Annotated in this window: 5 protein-coding genes; 1 reads left to right on the top strand and 4 read right to left on the bottom strand. The window is 40.7% G+C overall.

All coding sequences use genetic code 11. From position 1 onward, the window contains the following. Positions 1–7: 7 nt before the first annotated feature. Both G564_RS19910 and G564_RS0109515 read right to left on the bottom strand, forming a co-directional pair. Positions 8–535, bottom strand: a complete 528-nt coding sequence (locus tag G564_RS19910; protein ID WP_051205384.1) for a phytochrome family protein — start codon at positions 533–535, stop codon at positions 8–10. A gap of 8 nt (positions 536–543) precedes the next feature. After that, a complete protein-coding gene (locus tag G564_RS0109515) occupies positions 544–4188 on the bottom strand; it encodes a chemotaxis protein CheB (RefSeq protein ID WP_029037460.1) in 3645 nt (1214 codons plus the stop codon). A gap of 615 nt (positions 4189–4803) precedes the next feature. On the opposite strand from G564_RS0109515, the gene G564_RS0109510 reads away from it, so the two are divergent. Beyond that, on the top strand, positions 4804–6081 hold the full coding sequence (locus G564_RS0109510; RefSeq protein WP_029037459.1) for a carboxypeptidase-like regulatory domain-containing protein: 1278 nt from the start codon (positions 4804–4806) through the stop codon (positions 6079–6081). Between the two features lie 337 nt (positions 6082–6418). Here the strand turns inward: G564_RS0109510 and G564_RS19905 are convergent, their stop codons facing one another. Next, entirely contained in the window at positions 6419–8497 is a 2079-nt protein-coding gene (locus G564_RS19905) for a S8 family serine peptidase (protein WP_051205383.1), read from the bottom strand. Between the two features lie 396 nt (positions 8498–8893). Then, positions 8894–15970, bottom strand: coding sequence for a CARDB domain-containing protein (locus G564_RS18990; RefSeq protein ID WP_211224625.1), 7077 nt, complete (start codon positions 15968–15970; stop codon positions 8894–8896). Positions 15971–15991 lie beyond the last annotated feature (21 nt).

Here is a 15991-nt window from a genome sequence, read left to right as displayed (position 1 = left end):
CTATTACTTATCCATTCCACTGGGAATCAAATCTGTAGATCATCACCCTGTCATATCCCAGCATCTTTTTGGTTAATAGCGCTGCTGCCTCGCATAATTCATTTACAGATCCTGCTTGCTGAAAAGTGTGCAGAATAGAAGATAAATGATTTTGAAAGATCAGGGGATCCAAAACGTCTTCAAGAGGCTCAAATTCGAGCAAAAGGCTGGCCCTGGAATGGTGGGCTAACATCAGAAACCTTCTGTTATTCACACTCACCTCCTGGGGTACTACTACCTTTTCTGTCTGGAGGGTGTTTAATTTAGTTGCCTGGTCCCTACCTATAAGAAAGGAAAGCTCTTTCCCTAGAAGATCCGTTGCAGAGATTCCTAAAAAATGCCCGGCATTATCACCTGCCTGAGTAATTTTCAGACTTTTCGGATCACAGACAATCAGCACTCCGAATTCCTGCGTTTTACCTATGAAGTGAATAGGTTCCCTTTCACAATTCTCGAGATTTACCCGATCTGGATAAGCAGTAGACTCCGCAGACATTAGATTTTTTAGGACTTAAGTTTAAAATAAAAAGAACTTCCAACTCCTTCCTGAGAATCTACCCAAATAGTACCATTGTGCAGCTGTACAATTTTTTCCACGTGAGCCAGTCCCACACCGGTCCCCTCGTACCCATCATGGTTTTTCACACGGTTGAAAATGGTAAATATTTTTTGCTGGTCTTCTTTTGCAATTCCCATCCCGTTATCAACAACAGAGAATATCCAGTATTCCCCTTCCTGGTAGGCAGAGATCCTCACTTCAGGATTTCTTTCAGGTGGCGTATATTTTATTGCATTTGATATTAAATTCTGAAAAAGTAACCGGAGCTCAATTTCATATCCCATGATCTTGGGCAATTCCCCTGCATGTATGCGGGCACCGGTATCTTTAATCCTTTTTCCCAGATCATATTTAACTACCTCTACTACTTCCCTGGTATTTACCAGTTTCTTTTCACCGTTTCTACCTATTCGGGAATGTTCAAGAAGAGCCCTTATCTGTTCTGATAGCCTCGTCGATGCCTGTTTGATATAATTCACATAGTTCTGCCCTTTCTCGTCGAGTTGTGGAGCGTAGATCTTACCCAAAATATCAATACCGAATTTTATTGTGGAAAGGGGTTCCTGCAAATCGTGAGAACATATAGAAACAAACTGCTCCAGGTCCCGGTTTGCCCGTTCAAGGTCTGCCTTTTGCTCTCTAAGCTGGTCTTCTGCCCTTTTTAAAGCACCTATTTCCACAAAAGTATACCTAATGGTTATCACCCGACCCTCTTCATCTTTTTCGGCTGTAGCGTTAAGGATCACCGGCACACTCTCGCCAGATTTGGTAAGAATACTTTGTTCAAGGTTTACCAGACTTCCTGTTTCAGCAAATTCTTTATTTGATTTTAAGGCCTCAACCTGAGATTCTTCTGTGTAGAGGTCATAAATAGATTTTTCTGTAAGTTCTTCACGGGATTTGTAACCCAGCAGCTTAATTGCCATTTTATTGCAGTGAAGGATCTTATAATTCTGCGGATTCACGCTTATGTGCATTACAGGATCTTCTTCGTAGAAACTCTTGAACCTTTTCTCACTTGCCAGGAGCTTCTCCTTAGACTTCTGAAGGTTTTCAATATCAATAAAAGTGATTACCACCCCATCCACATCCTGGGCAGAGTTCACATAAGGAGATATCCTTCTCAGGTAATGGACCCCATCCTTTGAGGTGACCGATTTTTCAAGAGTACTTCCGGTTTTCAAAACTCTCTTACATCTTTCCACCAAATTACTTTTTCCGATATTTCCTGTAAAATGGCTGATAGGCCTTCCAATATCGGAATTGAGAAAACTAAAATGTTGCTTGATGGCAGGAGTAAATTTCCTGATACACAACCCGGAATCTAAAAAGATTGTACCAATCTGCGTACTTTCCAGAAGATTATTAATATCTGCATTTAAAGCCGCCAGATCATCCATTTTTTGCAGGTTCTCGGCATTTACAGTATTTATTTCCTCATTAACGCTCTGCAGCTCCTCATTAGTGCTTTGTAATTCTTCGTTGGAAGCCAAAAGCTCTTCATTTGCTGCCTGTAATTCTTCATTACTGGTCTCTATCTCCTCAAGAGAAGTTTGAAGCTCTTCTTTGGTCTGCTTTAGTTCCTCCTCAAGATTGGACACATATTCTTTGGTTCTGGTTGTAAGGGTAATATTATCGACAGTCTCTACTTCATTTAAATTCAACCCTTTCTCAAGGAAAGTGATCATGAAATTGGTCTCAGGATCAAGATGCTGCTGATGGAATGGTTTTACAATTATATCCACTCCCTTTTTTTCGCCATTGTGAGTATAAACGGCATCCTTATAATATATTTTTTCCTGAAGTTTTTTCGCCTTTTTAAGACTGTTCTGTACCAAATATTTAAGATCTGTACCCAACATATCCAGAAGATTGGTCGAAAATCCACTAACCGGAAGGTTTGCGTACTTCCGGAATTCTCCTATCGCTTCCAAAATATTATACTCCGAGTCAACATAAACAGTGGCGGCATTAAAATGATCCAGTACGGTTTCATTAAAATCGCTGGTAAGTTTGGTATAAGCAGTCATTCCCTGATTCTGATAGGTACCCCTTTCCGTCACCAAAGATTTCTTGACTGGTTTTTGGGAAGGGGCCGGGGAATGTGAAATGCCTGGCTCTAATCTTTTAGTGGGCCGCACATTTTGATAGATCTTCCATTTACGATCTATCTCCATAAAATTATTTTGTTGTGTATGTACACTTTCACTTGTTCCCAGCACCAGGATTCCATCCTGTCTAAGGCTATAGTGTAAAACACTTAAGGCCTTGGTTTGAATTGCCGGTTGAAAATAAATAAGAAGATTACGGCAGGATACAAGATCCATATTACTGAAAGGAGGATTCTTAATTACATTGTGCCTGGAGAAGATAACGGCACTTCTAAGCTTCTCCACCACTTCATATTTATGGGGTTTACTAACGAAGTATTGTGCAAGAAGGTCCCCCGGTACATCTGCCGCAATACTTTCAGGATATAAACCCTTACCCCCAATCTGTAAATGTTTCTCTGCTATATCTGTTGCAAAGATTTTAAGTTGAATTTGCTTCTTCTGTTTTTCGATCTCCTCAAAAAAGCACATAGCGTAAGAATAAGCTTCCTCTCCGGTACTGCAGGCTACGTCCCAAATCTTCAGAATTTCGCCATTTTCCTTCTCCTTAACTATTTGCGGAATTACTTTTTTACGCAGAAGTTCCCAAACCTTGCTATCCCTAAAAAATTTTGTGACCCCTATAAGAAATTCGCGGTAGAGAATATCGACTTCACCTTCAGTATTTATAAGATAAGAGTAATATTCGGCCAGGGAACGACATTTACACACACTAACCCTTCGGGCTACGCGACGGGCAAGTGTGGATCTTTTATACTCCCGAAAATCAAGTCCCGTTTGTTCATCAATAAAGTTGAGAATCTTCACCAACTCAGATTGATCATAGGCCACATCTCCCTCATTAAAGTGAAATATCGCCGGTGCCGAAAGAAAATTGAATAGCTCCTCACCCATTTCTTTGACAGGTAGTACATAATCCACCAGACCTGTGTTTATAGCACTTTTTGGCATTCCATCAAACTGGGCTTCCGCGGGTTCCTGCACCATGATCATGCCATCGTTTTCCTTTATAGCACGTGCTCCACGTGTACCGTCACTGCCGGTACCACTAAGAATGATTCCAATAGCCTTCTCTTTCTGCTCCCTTGCCAAAGACTCAAAAAACATATCTATCGGCAGATTGAGAGTTTGGTTTTTAGGTTTATCGGAAAGATATAAACGATTATTTCTAATTACAAGGTTACTTACCGGCGGGATCAGATAAATATGACCCTGGGTAATTTCCATTCCATCTTCAACCTCCATTATTGGCAAACTGGTGCTTCTGGATAGCAATTCGCCCATCATACTTTTATAATCCGGAGAAAGATGTTGAATAACTATATAAGAGTTTTTAGAACCTTCAGGAATATTTTCAAAAAAAGCCTTGAGCGCCTCCAGTCCTCCTGCACTGGCTCCAACGGCAACAATTCTTGCGCTGGAAGAAGTTTGGGGTATTGGAGATTGTAAAGACGGAGATTTTGTGATGTTCTTACTCATATTAAAACAGAGGCTGTCAAAGATTGGAAACGTCAGGAATTCCTTCTGAAAAATTAAATTTCAAAAGACAAAGCCAGCCGTCTTACTACCCATAACAGAAACCAGGAAAATTAAGAGCTTATTAAAAAATAAAAATTAATTCTGGCCGTGAAATTAATTCTATCCCCAATTTTTTGCTGTTAAGGATCTGTTAAGTAAAATTCGGCTTGTAGGAAATTTAATCATAAAGTCCTACAGTTGCCAGTATGCACCTCTTTTAGTGTGCTATGTTAAACTTTCACCTGCAGAATTTATTTTTTGCAAATGGAGAATGGGAATGAAGAAAGAGAGAAGAATAACGCGACTTCTTCCCCTTTAAAAGGCACGTTAGTGGTCTTACTCTCTTTCTGAAAAAATAAATTAGAATTTATTGATTATCAGTTATATAAAGATAATATTTCGTGAGAAACCTCACAAAAACCCCACCTGGGGAATTCCCCCATAATAATTCTTGATTTATCAACAAGTACCTCTCCAGATCTCAATCAATCTCATATGGTAGGAAACTTCTTTAATCCTGTGAAATAAGTCTAAAATTCAGTATCTTAGGAATCAGATATTTTAATACCCTGTGCCATGAAAAATTCAGTTCAATTTAACCTCAGGAACCTGGTGGTGCTGTTAATGTTCTTCAGTTTGTCTACCGCAGGTTCCGCAACTCTCCAGCAAACTCCCACAGCCAATTTTACAGAATATAAAGGCAAAGTAGTTAACAGCAGAAACCAGGATCCATTAAGTGCCGTCTATCTCTCGGTGCAAAACACCAATATTTCTACAGTAACTAATAACGATGGAGAATTCTCTCTTAAGATCCCCGACGACCTGGATAATGTAAATGTCATTGTCTCCCACCTCGGTTATCAAAGCCGTACCCTCCCATTGAGTTTCTTTAAACAACAACCCGTAGTGATCGAGCTACAGGAATCAATGGAGCAACTGAGCGAGGTGGCTATTTTTACTTATACAGATCCCGAAGCTCTGGTAAGAAATATGCTTAAGAACCGTGCTACCAATTATTTTACAGATCCTGTTACCATGACAGGTTTCTACCGGGAATCGATTAGAAGAGGCAGGAAAAATGTTTCCCTCTCTGAAGCTGTAGTGAAAATTCACAAACAGCCTTACGACTCCAATGCCGATGATGATATTTCCCTTGTCAAAGCACGTAAAACTGCCGATTATGAGCGGCTCGATACTTTAGCTTTAAAATTAAGAGGGGGGCCTTACAATCCACTGAGTATTGACATCATGAAAAATCCGACTCATATTTTCAATGAAAGGGATCTGTCTAACTTTAGGTTCAGTTTTGATCCTCCTACAAAGATTGATGAGCAATATTTATATGTGGTGAATTTTGAAGAGCTAACGAAAGAATTACCATGGTACTACGGAAAATTATTTATTGACGCTGAAACCTTTACCCTTGTAAAAGCCTCTTTTAATTTAAATGTAGACAACAGATCTGCAGCGACAGATCTGTTTGTTAAGAAGAAACCCGGCGGCACCAGGGTCTATCCTGTGGAAGTAAATTATGACATCACCTACCGCCAAAAAGATGGCCGCTGGTATTTTGGCTATGGTCATACCGAACTGGAATTCGTTGTGAACTGGAGGCGTAAACTCTTCAACTCACGTTACAGGGTCAACAGCGAACTGGCAGTGACCGACTGGAAGGTGAATACGGAGGGGAAAGTAAAAAAAGATGATTCATTTATTAGCCGCAGGGTCATTATGAATGATGATATCGCAGGCTTTGGAGATATCGCTTTCTGGGGAGAAAATAATATTATTGAACCCGATGAATCCATTGAAAGCGCCATAGAAAAAATAAGGAGCAAATTAGAGAATAACTAATTCGGATATTAGCTTTAAAACAATGCTTCTGAAAAATGATATTTTTCAGAAGCATTATTCTTTCAATAATTATTGCCGGCGTACCAGTCCTTTATTCCTCTACCAGATTTATCTGATGCGATTCACCGGAGCTTCTCAGCTGCAAAATATATACTCCCGGATACCATCTTCCCGTATCAACTGCCCAGAATAATTTAGCTCCACCCAGTGGGACATTGAAATTATTTTGTGCTAATAAGCGGCCGTTGAGATCATAAACAACTTAGTTTCAGGCTTAAAGTTACAGCGGGTTATCAGCTTTAAATATTTTTACCTAAACCTTCCTCAGTTATTCTAACTAGAACTGAACCGTCACTTCATTTGAACAATTAGCAGTTCCGGCTTCACAAACTTTATAAGTAAGAGAACCACCTCCTTTAAAGTTTGTAATGTCTTTATATGTTCCGTTATTTTCGGTGCTTTCATAAAAACTCCCATCCCTGAAAATGTCAACCTTTGCTGAGGTTCCTGCAGGCGTCCAGGATAGATCACTTCTCCATTTGCCCTGTTGCTTATATCCTGTTGCGCTTAGAACAATTTCCTCAGGAGATGGACTTATTGTGCCTACTGTGATTTCTTTATAAACCGTGCTAGACTGTTCGTGGTTATCTGTTACAGTTAACTTCGCTACATAATTTCCGGGTTCTTTGTAAGTGTAGACAAAATTTCCTGTAGTTGTATAGTAACCGTCACCAAAATATAATCTCCATTTAATAATCGTTCCATCTTCATCTGTACTGGTATCTGTAAAAGTTACTTCCAGATCGTTAATTTCATATGTAAAATCGGCAATGGGTGGTTGGTTAGGTTCAAAATCTGCACTTCCATCATAATCAGGCACAACTTCTGCTGAACAATTGCTGTAATTTACCTCACATACCTGAAATGTATCGCTGTTTTTTCCGGTGGTTTCTATTTTAAACTCTCCTGTGTTTTTATACATGCCGCCAATAGAAGAACCGTTACGGTAAATGTTCACGTAAGGATCCTCGGTTGGTTGCCATACCAGGTAAATGGTGTTCATGTTTTTTTCTTTAAAACCGTAAACCTTCAACATAAGATCTGGAGGAGAAGGCGGAGTAAATTCCACAGTTTCCCAAAGACTATGCACCAAAGAAGTGGTACCTGAGGGTACATTTTGAATGGCATCCTTTGTCGCATTCTCTAACACTGCAGTATGGACCTGTGCAGGTGTTGCAGCTGTGTTTTTTTCAAGATAAAGAGCTGTTAAACCAGAAACGTGAGGAGCTGCCATTGATGTACCGTTTAACTCGCGAACAGAAGAATCATCAATATGGGATGCTGAAACTATTTTGGTTCCCGGGGCGTAAACATCCAGACAATCTCCAAAGTTTGAAAAACTTGCTTTTTGATTATCGATCATACTGGCCCCTACTGTAATTGCTGAAGGCGTTCGCGCCGGACTATAGTCGCAGGCATTGCTGTTGGAATTTCCGGCAGAAAGCACATAATTGATACCGGTTGCAATGGAGTTTTCTATAGCTACATCAAGAGGTTCATATCCATTGCCACCAAGGCTCATATTCACTATGGCAGGTTGAATTGCATTTGCTGTGATCCATTCCACAGCCTGAATAACTCTGGATTCACTGGTAATTCCTCTACAGCTAAAAACACGTACAGATATAAGATTGACAGCTTTTGCAACTCCGAAGTTCTTTCCACCTACCGTACCTGCAACATGAGTTCCATGGCCGCTGCAATCTGCTCCATCCTCAATTTCAGGATCATCCACATCATATTCCTCATCCGGATATAGACGTACGAAATCTACCCCCAGCTTGGCTCTACCCTCAAACTCGGTATGTGAATATCTTATCCCCGAATCTACTATATATGCATTTACACCACTTCCTGTGGCTGTAAATGAATAAGCTCTATTCAGCAGCGATTCCCGCTGATCTATTCTGTCAAGACCCCAGGAAGGATACTCCTGAACAGTTACGACAGATGTTTCATCTATACTTTCTAATTCAATGATCCTGTCTGGTGTAATTGAAAGTATTCGAGGATCTTTTTGAAATTTTTGCACCTGAGCCGGTGTTAATTTCGCAGCAAACCCGGTTAAAGCATGTTTATAAACTCCTTTCATCCGGGCTCCGGGAGTTGACCTTACCTCTGCAACGATAGATTCCAGTATTTCTAATGCCCGGCTGTCCATTTTCCCCGGCTTTTCAGATAAAAGAACTACATATTGATCCTCTATGATCCCGGAATTGCCGACGTCGTCGGCAACAAGATCAATAGTCTCTATTTCCTCCTGCTCTAAAGGCTCCAGACTACATGAATAAATCAAAAAAAGACTGATAAAAACGAATAACAGGTTTCTTAAACGGTAATAATTAAAATTCTCCATGACCAAGGATTTAATGAGATTTAAAAATATAAGTAGCAGGGAATTACAAATAAGGAAAAATTAAACTATACTATTTATTTTACCTTTCTTGTTCTTCTAAGTTAAACTAAAGTTCAAAGCAGGACAATCACCTAAAAGGGTGATACAAATGCTTTTTAAAGCGAAGTAGTTGACTGAACATATTACAAATGAAAAAACCGTCTTCAGAAATTACATCCTCCCCCAAAGATGTTTTTACTGAAAACGGTTTTAATAAAATCTTACTATAAAGATAACTGCATTTCAGAAATCCCACAATCACCTTTTAGGGGGATATAAAAACCAGCTCCGGGAATTTCATCCTTCCCCATAAATGATCCTCCCGAAACCGGTTTAATTTTCCTGCCAACCTAAAAGTTAATTCTTCATAAGCTGGATCTGATATTCTTTAGAAGGTCCTTGTAATTTGAGGATATACACTCCCTGGTCCCAGCCACTGTGGTCGAGATTCCAGAATTGTGCTCCTCCCCCGGTACTGACCTCAATTTGTTTTTCCACCAGTAACCGTCCGTTAAAATCAAACATTCGGACCTGAAAAGTCTGTCCGCCAAATTCTGAGGAGAAATCAATCCAGAAACCATCTCCAGCCATTGGGTTAGGATAAGCGGTAACGGAAAGTGTTTTAGATTCAAACTCACCACTTATTAATTTATCTCTTTCCTGAGTGGTTTTATTTTTGCCGTTTGTGGTATGCACCTTTATGGAACCCTTTGTGAGTAAAGTCACAGGGTCTGCTGTCTCATCGAATCCTATTTCATTGTCGTAAATTACTTCTTCCGAGATTTTATGCCATATTTTTATTCGGAACTTATCACCATAGGTGTCGTCATCAATGGCAGAGAGTAAGAATCCGTACATTTCTGCTTGTCCACCCACAATTCCTTCTCCTTTGAACATTCCCTTACTTCCGGCTACAGTCAACCACTCATAAGAAGTACTTTCAAAATGGAAATCACCCGCCAAAAATTCAAACTGTGTACGACCTTCGGGTACCTTTGCTCCTTTTTTGTACTTCGACACGAAACCGAAGTTAGCTTCTCCTTCCAATAAAATATCAGCCAAATAAGCTCCCGGGGGAGAGTAAATGAATCCTCTTCCTGTTACAAAACCGGCTGAAGGATCATAGATCACCACGTACTGATATTCCAAAGTTGAACTAGCACCACAGTCGTCTGTTAGAGTGACAACAATTGTGTAAACTCCCGGCAGCGAGTAGAGATGACTTCCAGTGGCGATTCCTTCACTAAAGCTTCCTTCCTTTGTAGTGCCATCTCCCCATTTCCAGGTGACTGAAGCCAGATTGTTATCGGAGTAAGAGGCGGTAAGAAGGATTTCCTGGGTTATAGGTTGCGGATCCTCGGGAGCGGTAATGGAATTTATCACCGGATCCTCATTGGAAATAATTACGAGCTGCTCGTCCGTTACGCTTTGGTCACCATCTTCTATTTTCCAGGTTATAATTGTTGTTCCAGGAGCATAAGAAATAGGTGCATCATTAGTTACTATGGCCTCGGCAGATTGTCCTTCCAGAACAGGTTCTCCAAGATCTATTGCTGCGGTACAGGAAGATAGATAAATATCCTGCGGTGCGATAATAGAAAGTGCAGGCTTGTCTGCTCCATCACAATCCTGATCAATTCCATCTCCAGGAACTTCTTCCGCTCCCGGATATGTTGAGCCATCCTCATCATTACAATCCAAATTATTACCTACGTACCCTGTAGAAGGAGCATCACAGGCAAAAAGTGATTCACTATTACTATCCCCAAAACCATCATTGTCCCCATCAGGATACCATGCCGTAGCAGGACCAACTTCAGGAGTAGTGTCATCACAATCTTTATTATTATATACATAACCCTCAGGTTGAGTACATGACAAGGTGGTTTCAGTATTATCTCCAAAACCGTCCACGTCCTGATCCCTGTACCAGGTTTTTACACCTAAAAGCTCTGCATCGGTGTCATCACAATCAAAATTATTCTCTACATATTTATCCGGTTGTAAACAAGCAGTAGCACTGTTTTCAGGATCACCTAAACCGTCTCCATCAAGATCTGCATAAAATGTTGTACCTGCTTCCTCAGCCAATACTTCAGCAATAACAGTTTTTGTTAAACCATTGGCATCTGTAACAATTACTGTATAAATTCCTGCAGCTATATGCTCCAGATCTTTAAAATCAGCTTCTGAGTCTTCCTCTCCGGTACCATCATTGTCCCAATCATAACTATAAGGAATGTTTCCCCCGGTGACAGTCAAATTAATTTTCCCATCCGCGAGATCTGTACAGGACGAATTTGTAACAATATGGTTTACATTAAGCTCCTCAACAAAAACTGCGGTAACAGATTTATTACTATCCATCAACAGGGTTTCTAAAGGATTGGCAGATTCCAGATCTCCCAACCATTGAATAAACACCTGACCTTCCGCAGGAATTGCTTCCAGAGCGATTTCCTCATTTAAGGAGTAGGTGTCTTTGTCAGGTGTTTTGGTGACCTTCCCATTACCCTGGACATCAACAATAACTGCAAATTCACTCACAGGAATTTGTTCAAAAATTGCAGTAATTTCTTTACTGCCATCAATATTTAGTACAGCGGGGTTAGCATCACCTGTAATAGCTCCTGTCCAGTTTTTAAAGTACCAGCCTTGTGCCGGCACAGCTTTTAATTCAACCTCTGTATTAATTTCATATTTGCGCAAATCAGGGTTTTTCTTTACAATCCCCTGGCCAATTGCTCCTACTGTTACCGCATACATTTCTACTGTACAGAACTCGCTTCTTATGCTGTTGTCCAGTACATCATATTCGGGTTGGGTAGAGTTTTGAATTTCTGCATAAATGCTGTAGGTATTACTTACTGCCGTCCAATTTATTCCTGTAGATACAATGGCATTTGCACCAATAGATATGCTTTTGCGGTCAATAGGAATTGTATCAGAACTGGCAATATAATAGAATTGTATTTCTGCTTCTGTTCCCATATCTCCTTCATTCTCGATAGTAGCGGTAAGAGTTACTTCCTCACCATCTTCCGGACAATTGAAATCTATATCCAATCCCGTAAAGAACAGGTTAGGCGCATCCCCAACGATTATAGCCCGAGACGCTTGATTATTGGTTTCATTGGACTCTATAATAAGGTTTTCCGGGTCCACGAATCCTCTTATGATCCTAATTCCTCCTGTGGTACTACTATAAGGTGCTGCGATAGCAATTGTGCCGTTTTCTCCCGGATTAAGGGCAGGTACGGCAACATCCTGTCCCAGTTGTACATCGTCTACCTTCACACGTGCGACAAAAGCATCAGATCGCATAATTCCAACATTATCGAAAGAAAGGAATATGTTTATTGGCTCATCCAGATCCGGATTTAATTCTGTAGGAGAAATATATTCTGAGATCACCCTAAGGTCTGGCAATGGAGGTTTTACTACAATGGATTTACTGAAGATGTTATTACCTTCATTACATTCTGTATAGGAATCTTGATCATCGACCCGTACACTTAATTCAAAAACCCCATCTTTTTCAAAAATGTAAGGTAGACTTATGCCTATTGAGCCCGAACTCTTACCATAAGGTCCTATCTTTGCAACTGTTGTTGCTGCTATTTCCTCATTGTCCAGATAGAATTTCACTGAGACATTCTCTGCAGTAAATAATCCCATATTTTGAAGGATCAGTGTCAAATACTGCTGCGTATCCCGGTAAAATCCACCGTTCCAGACAGGTCCGGTAATTGAGGGCCTAAAATCCAGACATAATGGTGCAGTCGTCGTATTATCTGCTTTGCTTTTCTCCGTTATTTCATTTAGCGGATCCAGTTTTACCTGTAATTTATGATTTCCATAAGTTGCCAGGCTGGTGGTGACCTTTCTGCTAAGCACCTGTCCCACAGCTACATTTTCTGAAATTCTCAGGGTTTCGGTCCTGTTAATCCCCGCTTCCGTGATTATGAAGTCAACATCAAAAGGTCCGGTAATATCTGCCGTACCGTTGTTGCGGAAATTAGCAGAAATTTCAAAGTTTTCTCCTTCCCCTGGTAATACAGGCAGAACATTGAGGTCTGAAACTCCTATTTGCAAATTAGGCTCTGTGATAACGACCAGGTTCTTGACCGTTTTGGAAAACGTGTTATTGGTTTCCCTGAATTCATCTATGAGTCCGGCTTCATCTACATTAGCAGTAATTACATGATCGTTAAGATCTGGGAAAGTATAATTGACGTTGAAAGAAAAATTATCGCAGCCCGAAAGATCAGAGATATTTTCGGTGTGTATAAGCGCACCGTCGCTATAAACATTTACCGAAAATGCACCCGCAGGTATTCCTCCAATATTGTCAACTCTAATATTAAAGCTTACCGGTTCGGCCATTTTTAGATAAGTTGGAATATAGGTCTTTTGCAGCGTTAGGTCGGGCTTGGCAGGAAGCACGGTTAAGTTGCTCTGACTCACATTATTATTTTCATTACTCTCCGCGGTAGAATATCCTGAATCTGCAAAAGCTACGAAGGGACAATTTCCGGGATTTAAACAATCTGAAACTGAATTGACTGTAACTGTAAATGGAAACTGCAGGGATGCTCCCGGTTCAAGGGAAATAATAGTTTCCTCCCCAAGTAATTCTTCACAGTTATAATATTTAAAGACAAAATTTTCTGCTATTAAATTACCCCGGTTAGTTATAGTTGCAGTTCCTGAGACCTGTTCTCCCTGTAGAATTGTAGCTTTATTCAGTGTAATGTTGCTTACCAGGTCAGGCATTGGAGCAGGCTCAATAACTTCAAAAGAAAGCGGACCAAACTCAGTGGACAACGTGTAATCTGTAATATTTCCGGAGACTGTGTAGAATCCGGGAGTGTTTGGTGCGGTCAAGTATAGATCATATGTACCGTCAGACCTGGTATAGGTTTGGCCAGACATACCTCCAAGGATAATGGCTTTCACGGTTGCACCTGCCACATCTGGATCGACGCCTTCTTCTATTCCATAATATACAGCGTTCCCTGATATTCGTATGGGCTTATTCGGTTCAACCTGAAGCGGTGCCAAAGAAGCAGTGATCTCTATTCCTCCGGGAAGAACATAATCACCCACAATAATTGGTCGAATTGCAAAGTTATTCAACTCATTAGTTTCCTGAAGCACATCGGTTTCGTCAATCACAACTTTAATTGGAACAAAATCGGATGTAGAGAAACTTTGTTCCCATTCCAGTGTAATACTTCCCTGTGCCGCTATTTGGGGAATTGTTTGAGTAGAAAGCTTTTCATCCTCAGCATACAGAGATACAACAAAATTTTCTGCAGCAAAATCTGAGGTATTCTTGATCCTTGCATAGATCGTAATTGGTTCTCCAATAGCCGGATTGTCCCTGCTAAAGGAAATATCACTCGCATAAATTGCAATGTCCAGTAAATTATCAGACACAAAAGGTTTCATATCAAAGGAGGTATTAATAATACAACCACTTGAATTTTCTGCAACTATTCTTGATTTCCATTGCAAAGGCGACAAACCACTTATGGTTACCGTGTAAACTTTTCCATCTGTCACATCTGTGTCTGTTAAGTCTCCCTGCTCCATGACCTGGATCAAATCCAGAGGATCCAGAGCATCTCCATCACCGTTGGCATCGAGTTCTACCCTCGGATAACCTGCAGCTGGTAAAGAGCCGGATTCGTCGGCATAACTAACTTTAAAAGTGAATTCTGTTACTGAAGAACCCTGTTCCGGGGAAACAAAAACATCAACAGGATAGCTGGAAACCGAGGTCAGAGTAGTTGCGCATCCCGCTATAACTTCAATTTGTTGAGTGGCGGTTGCTTCATTTCCTGCAGCATCAGTGGCGACCCAGGTTACCACAGTAATTCCAAGATTGAATTTATAGGTATTGGGATCGATCTCTTCATTATTTACAAAAGGAACTATTGATACAACCCCACAATTATCTGATGTAACGGGATTAGTAAGAACGAAATTGCTACTCTCATCTTCAGTAATCATAACTGGTGCGGGAGTAACTATGACAGGAGCTATCTCATCCAGTAATACCACATTAAAGGAGGTTTCTTCGCTGTTCCCAAAGGAATCTGTAACCTTTAATGTTACTGCCGTGGTACCGGTAATAGTGGTTCCAGATTCAGGAAGCTGAGTTACTACAGGATTTGCATCACAATTATCGGCTACAATTGCCAGGCTGGTATAATCGGCAAGAATTGCTCTACATTCCTCATCGCCGCTAATCGTCTGTTCAGCTACAGCATCAATGGTAGGAGATATCTGGTCACCAAGATCACCTTTTAATGGGGTGGTATTAAAGTAGGGACTCTCTGCTGTTCCATTATACTCAAAGATATTTACCTGATAATTTGTAAATTCCTGAAGGCTATTCAAAGTTACAGTCTCTCCGGAGCCATTATAGACTACGAATCCATTACCCAAAGCATCTCCAGTACCATATACGGGATTTGCTGAATAACTGGAATGATTTACCGGCAGCGTATTAAGTTCGTCCGGACTTATCACTACAATTCTTCCCGACCCGTTCCCGGCAGTCCAGGTAAGGGTGGGTTTTGTTGTGCAGGAAGCGGTAGCAGCAAAATTTGTTGCTATTTGGGAAGGCGCCCCTAAAGTTATCTGAGATGCAGTATATGCGGGAGCCATATAAAGCTCTCCGTCTGTAGACATGGAATATTCGTAAAAAGCGAAATGATAATTTTTCCCCGGGTTAAGACCGCTAAGGGAAAAATTCTCTCCAAAGTCATTATAGACCACAAAATTGCCGGTGCCAATCTCTGTACCTTCACTAAAAGTACTGTTGGCCGGATAGGAAGTAAAGTCTGCCGGCCCGGAACTTACCGGTCCTCCTTCTCTTGCCAGAACTAATCTGCGGGAACCGTTCCCAGCAGTCATGCTTACGTCAAAAGAAGAAAAGTCAACATTACTAAATTGAGCGTTTGACACCTGTACGGTAGGGCGTTCTCCAAAAGTTTCAAGCGCGAAGGCATAGCCTGGGCGCAGGTACAATTTTCCGCTGTTTCCATTGTATTCAAAGAGCGCGAAGTGATAATTCGTACCGGCCTCCAGATTGGTGATATTTACGTTGTTACCATTTCCTGAATAAAGAACATAATTTCCAGAGCTTCCAATCTGCGAATAATAATATCCATAAGAACTATAGGCATAATAGTTGACAAGATCTTCCGGCTCTAAATTTACGGGCCCATCCTTTCTTCCTATGAGTAATCGATTACTCCCGTTTCCTTTTGTCCAGGATACATTTAAAGAAGTCGTACTTCTACTGCTAAGGAAAGCATTGCTGGATTGAACAGTGGGATTCGAGAGCGTAGTACCGCTACCTTCTGCAAAACTATCTTTTAGGTAATAAGTATTAGAACCACTTCCATTGTATTCGAACACTCTGAAATAATAGGTTGTATT

Origin of the sequence: Salinimicrobium xinjiangense DSM 19287 (assembly GCF_000423585.1) — a bacterium.
Classification (GTDB): domain Bacteria; phylum Bacteroidota; class Bacteroidia; order Flavobacteriales; family Flavobacteriaceae; genus Salinimicrobium; species Salinimicrobium xinjiangense.
The sequence above is the reverse complement of the archived record's forward strand: the minus strand, read 5'-3'. Positions and strand labels throughout refer to the sequence as shown.

Excerpts from the sequence above, each read along its gene's own strand:
- G564_RS0109515 (WP_029037460.1), bottom strand. The coding sequence starts at position 4,188 with ATGAGTAAGAACATCACAAAATCTCCGTCTTTACAATCTCCAATACCC.
- G564_RS19910 (WP_051205384.1), bottom strand. The coding sequence starts at position 535 with ATGTCTGCGGAGTCTACTGCTTATCCAGATCGGGTAAATCTCGAGAAT.
- G564_RS19905 (WP_051205383.1), bottom strand. The coding sequence starts at position 8,497 with ATGGAGAATTTTAATTATTACCGTTTAAGAAACCTGTTATTCGTTTTT.
- G564_RS0109510 (WP_029037459.1), top strand. The coding sequence starts at position 4,804 with ATGAAAAATTCAGTTCAATTTAACCTCAGGAACCTGGTGGTGCTGTTA.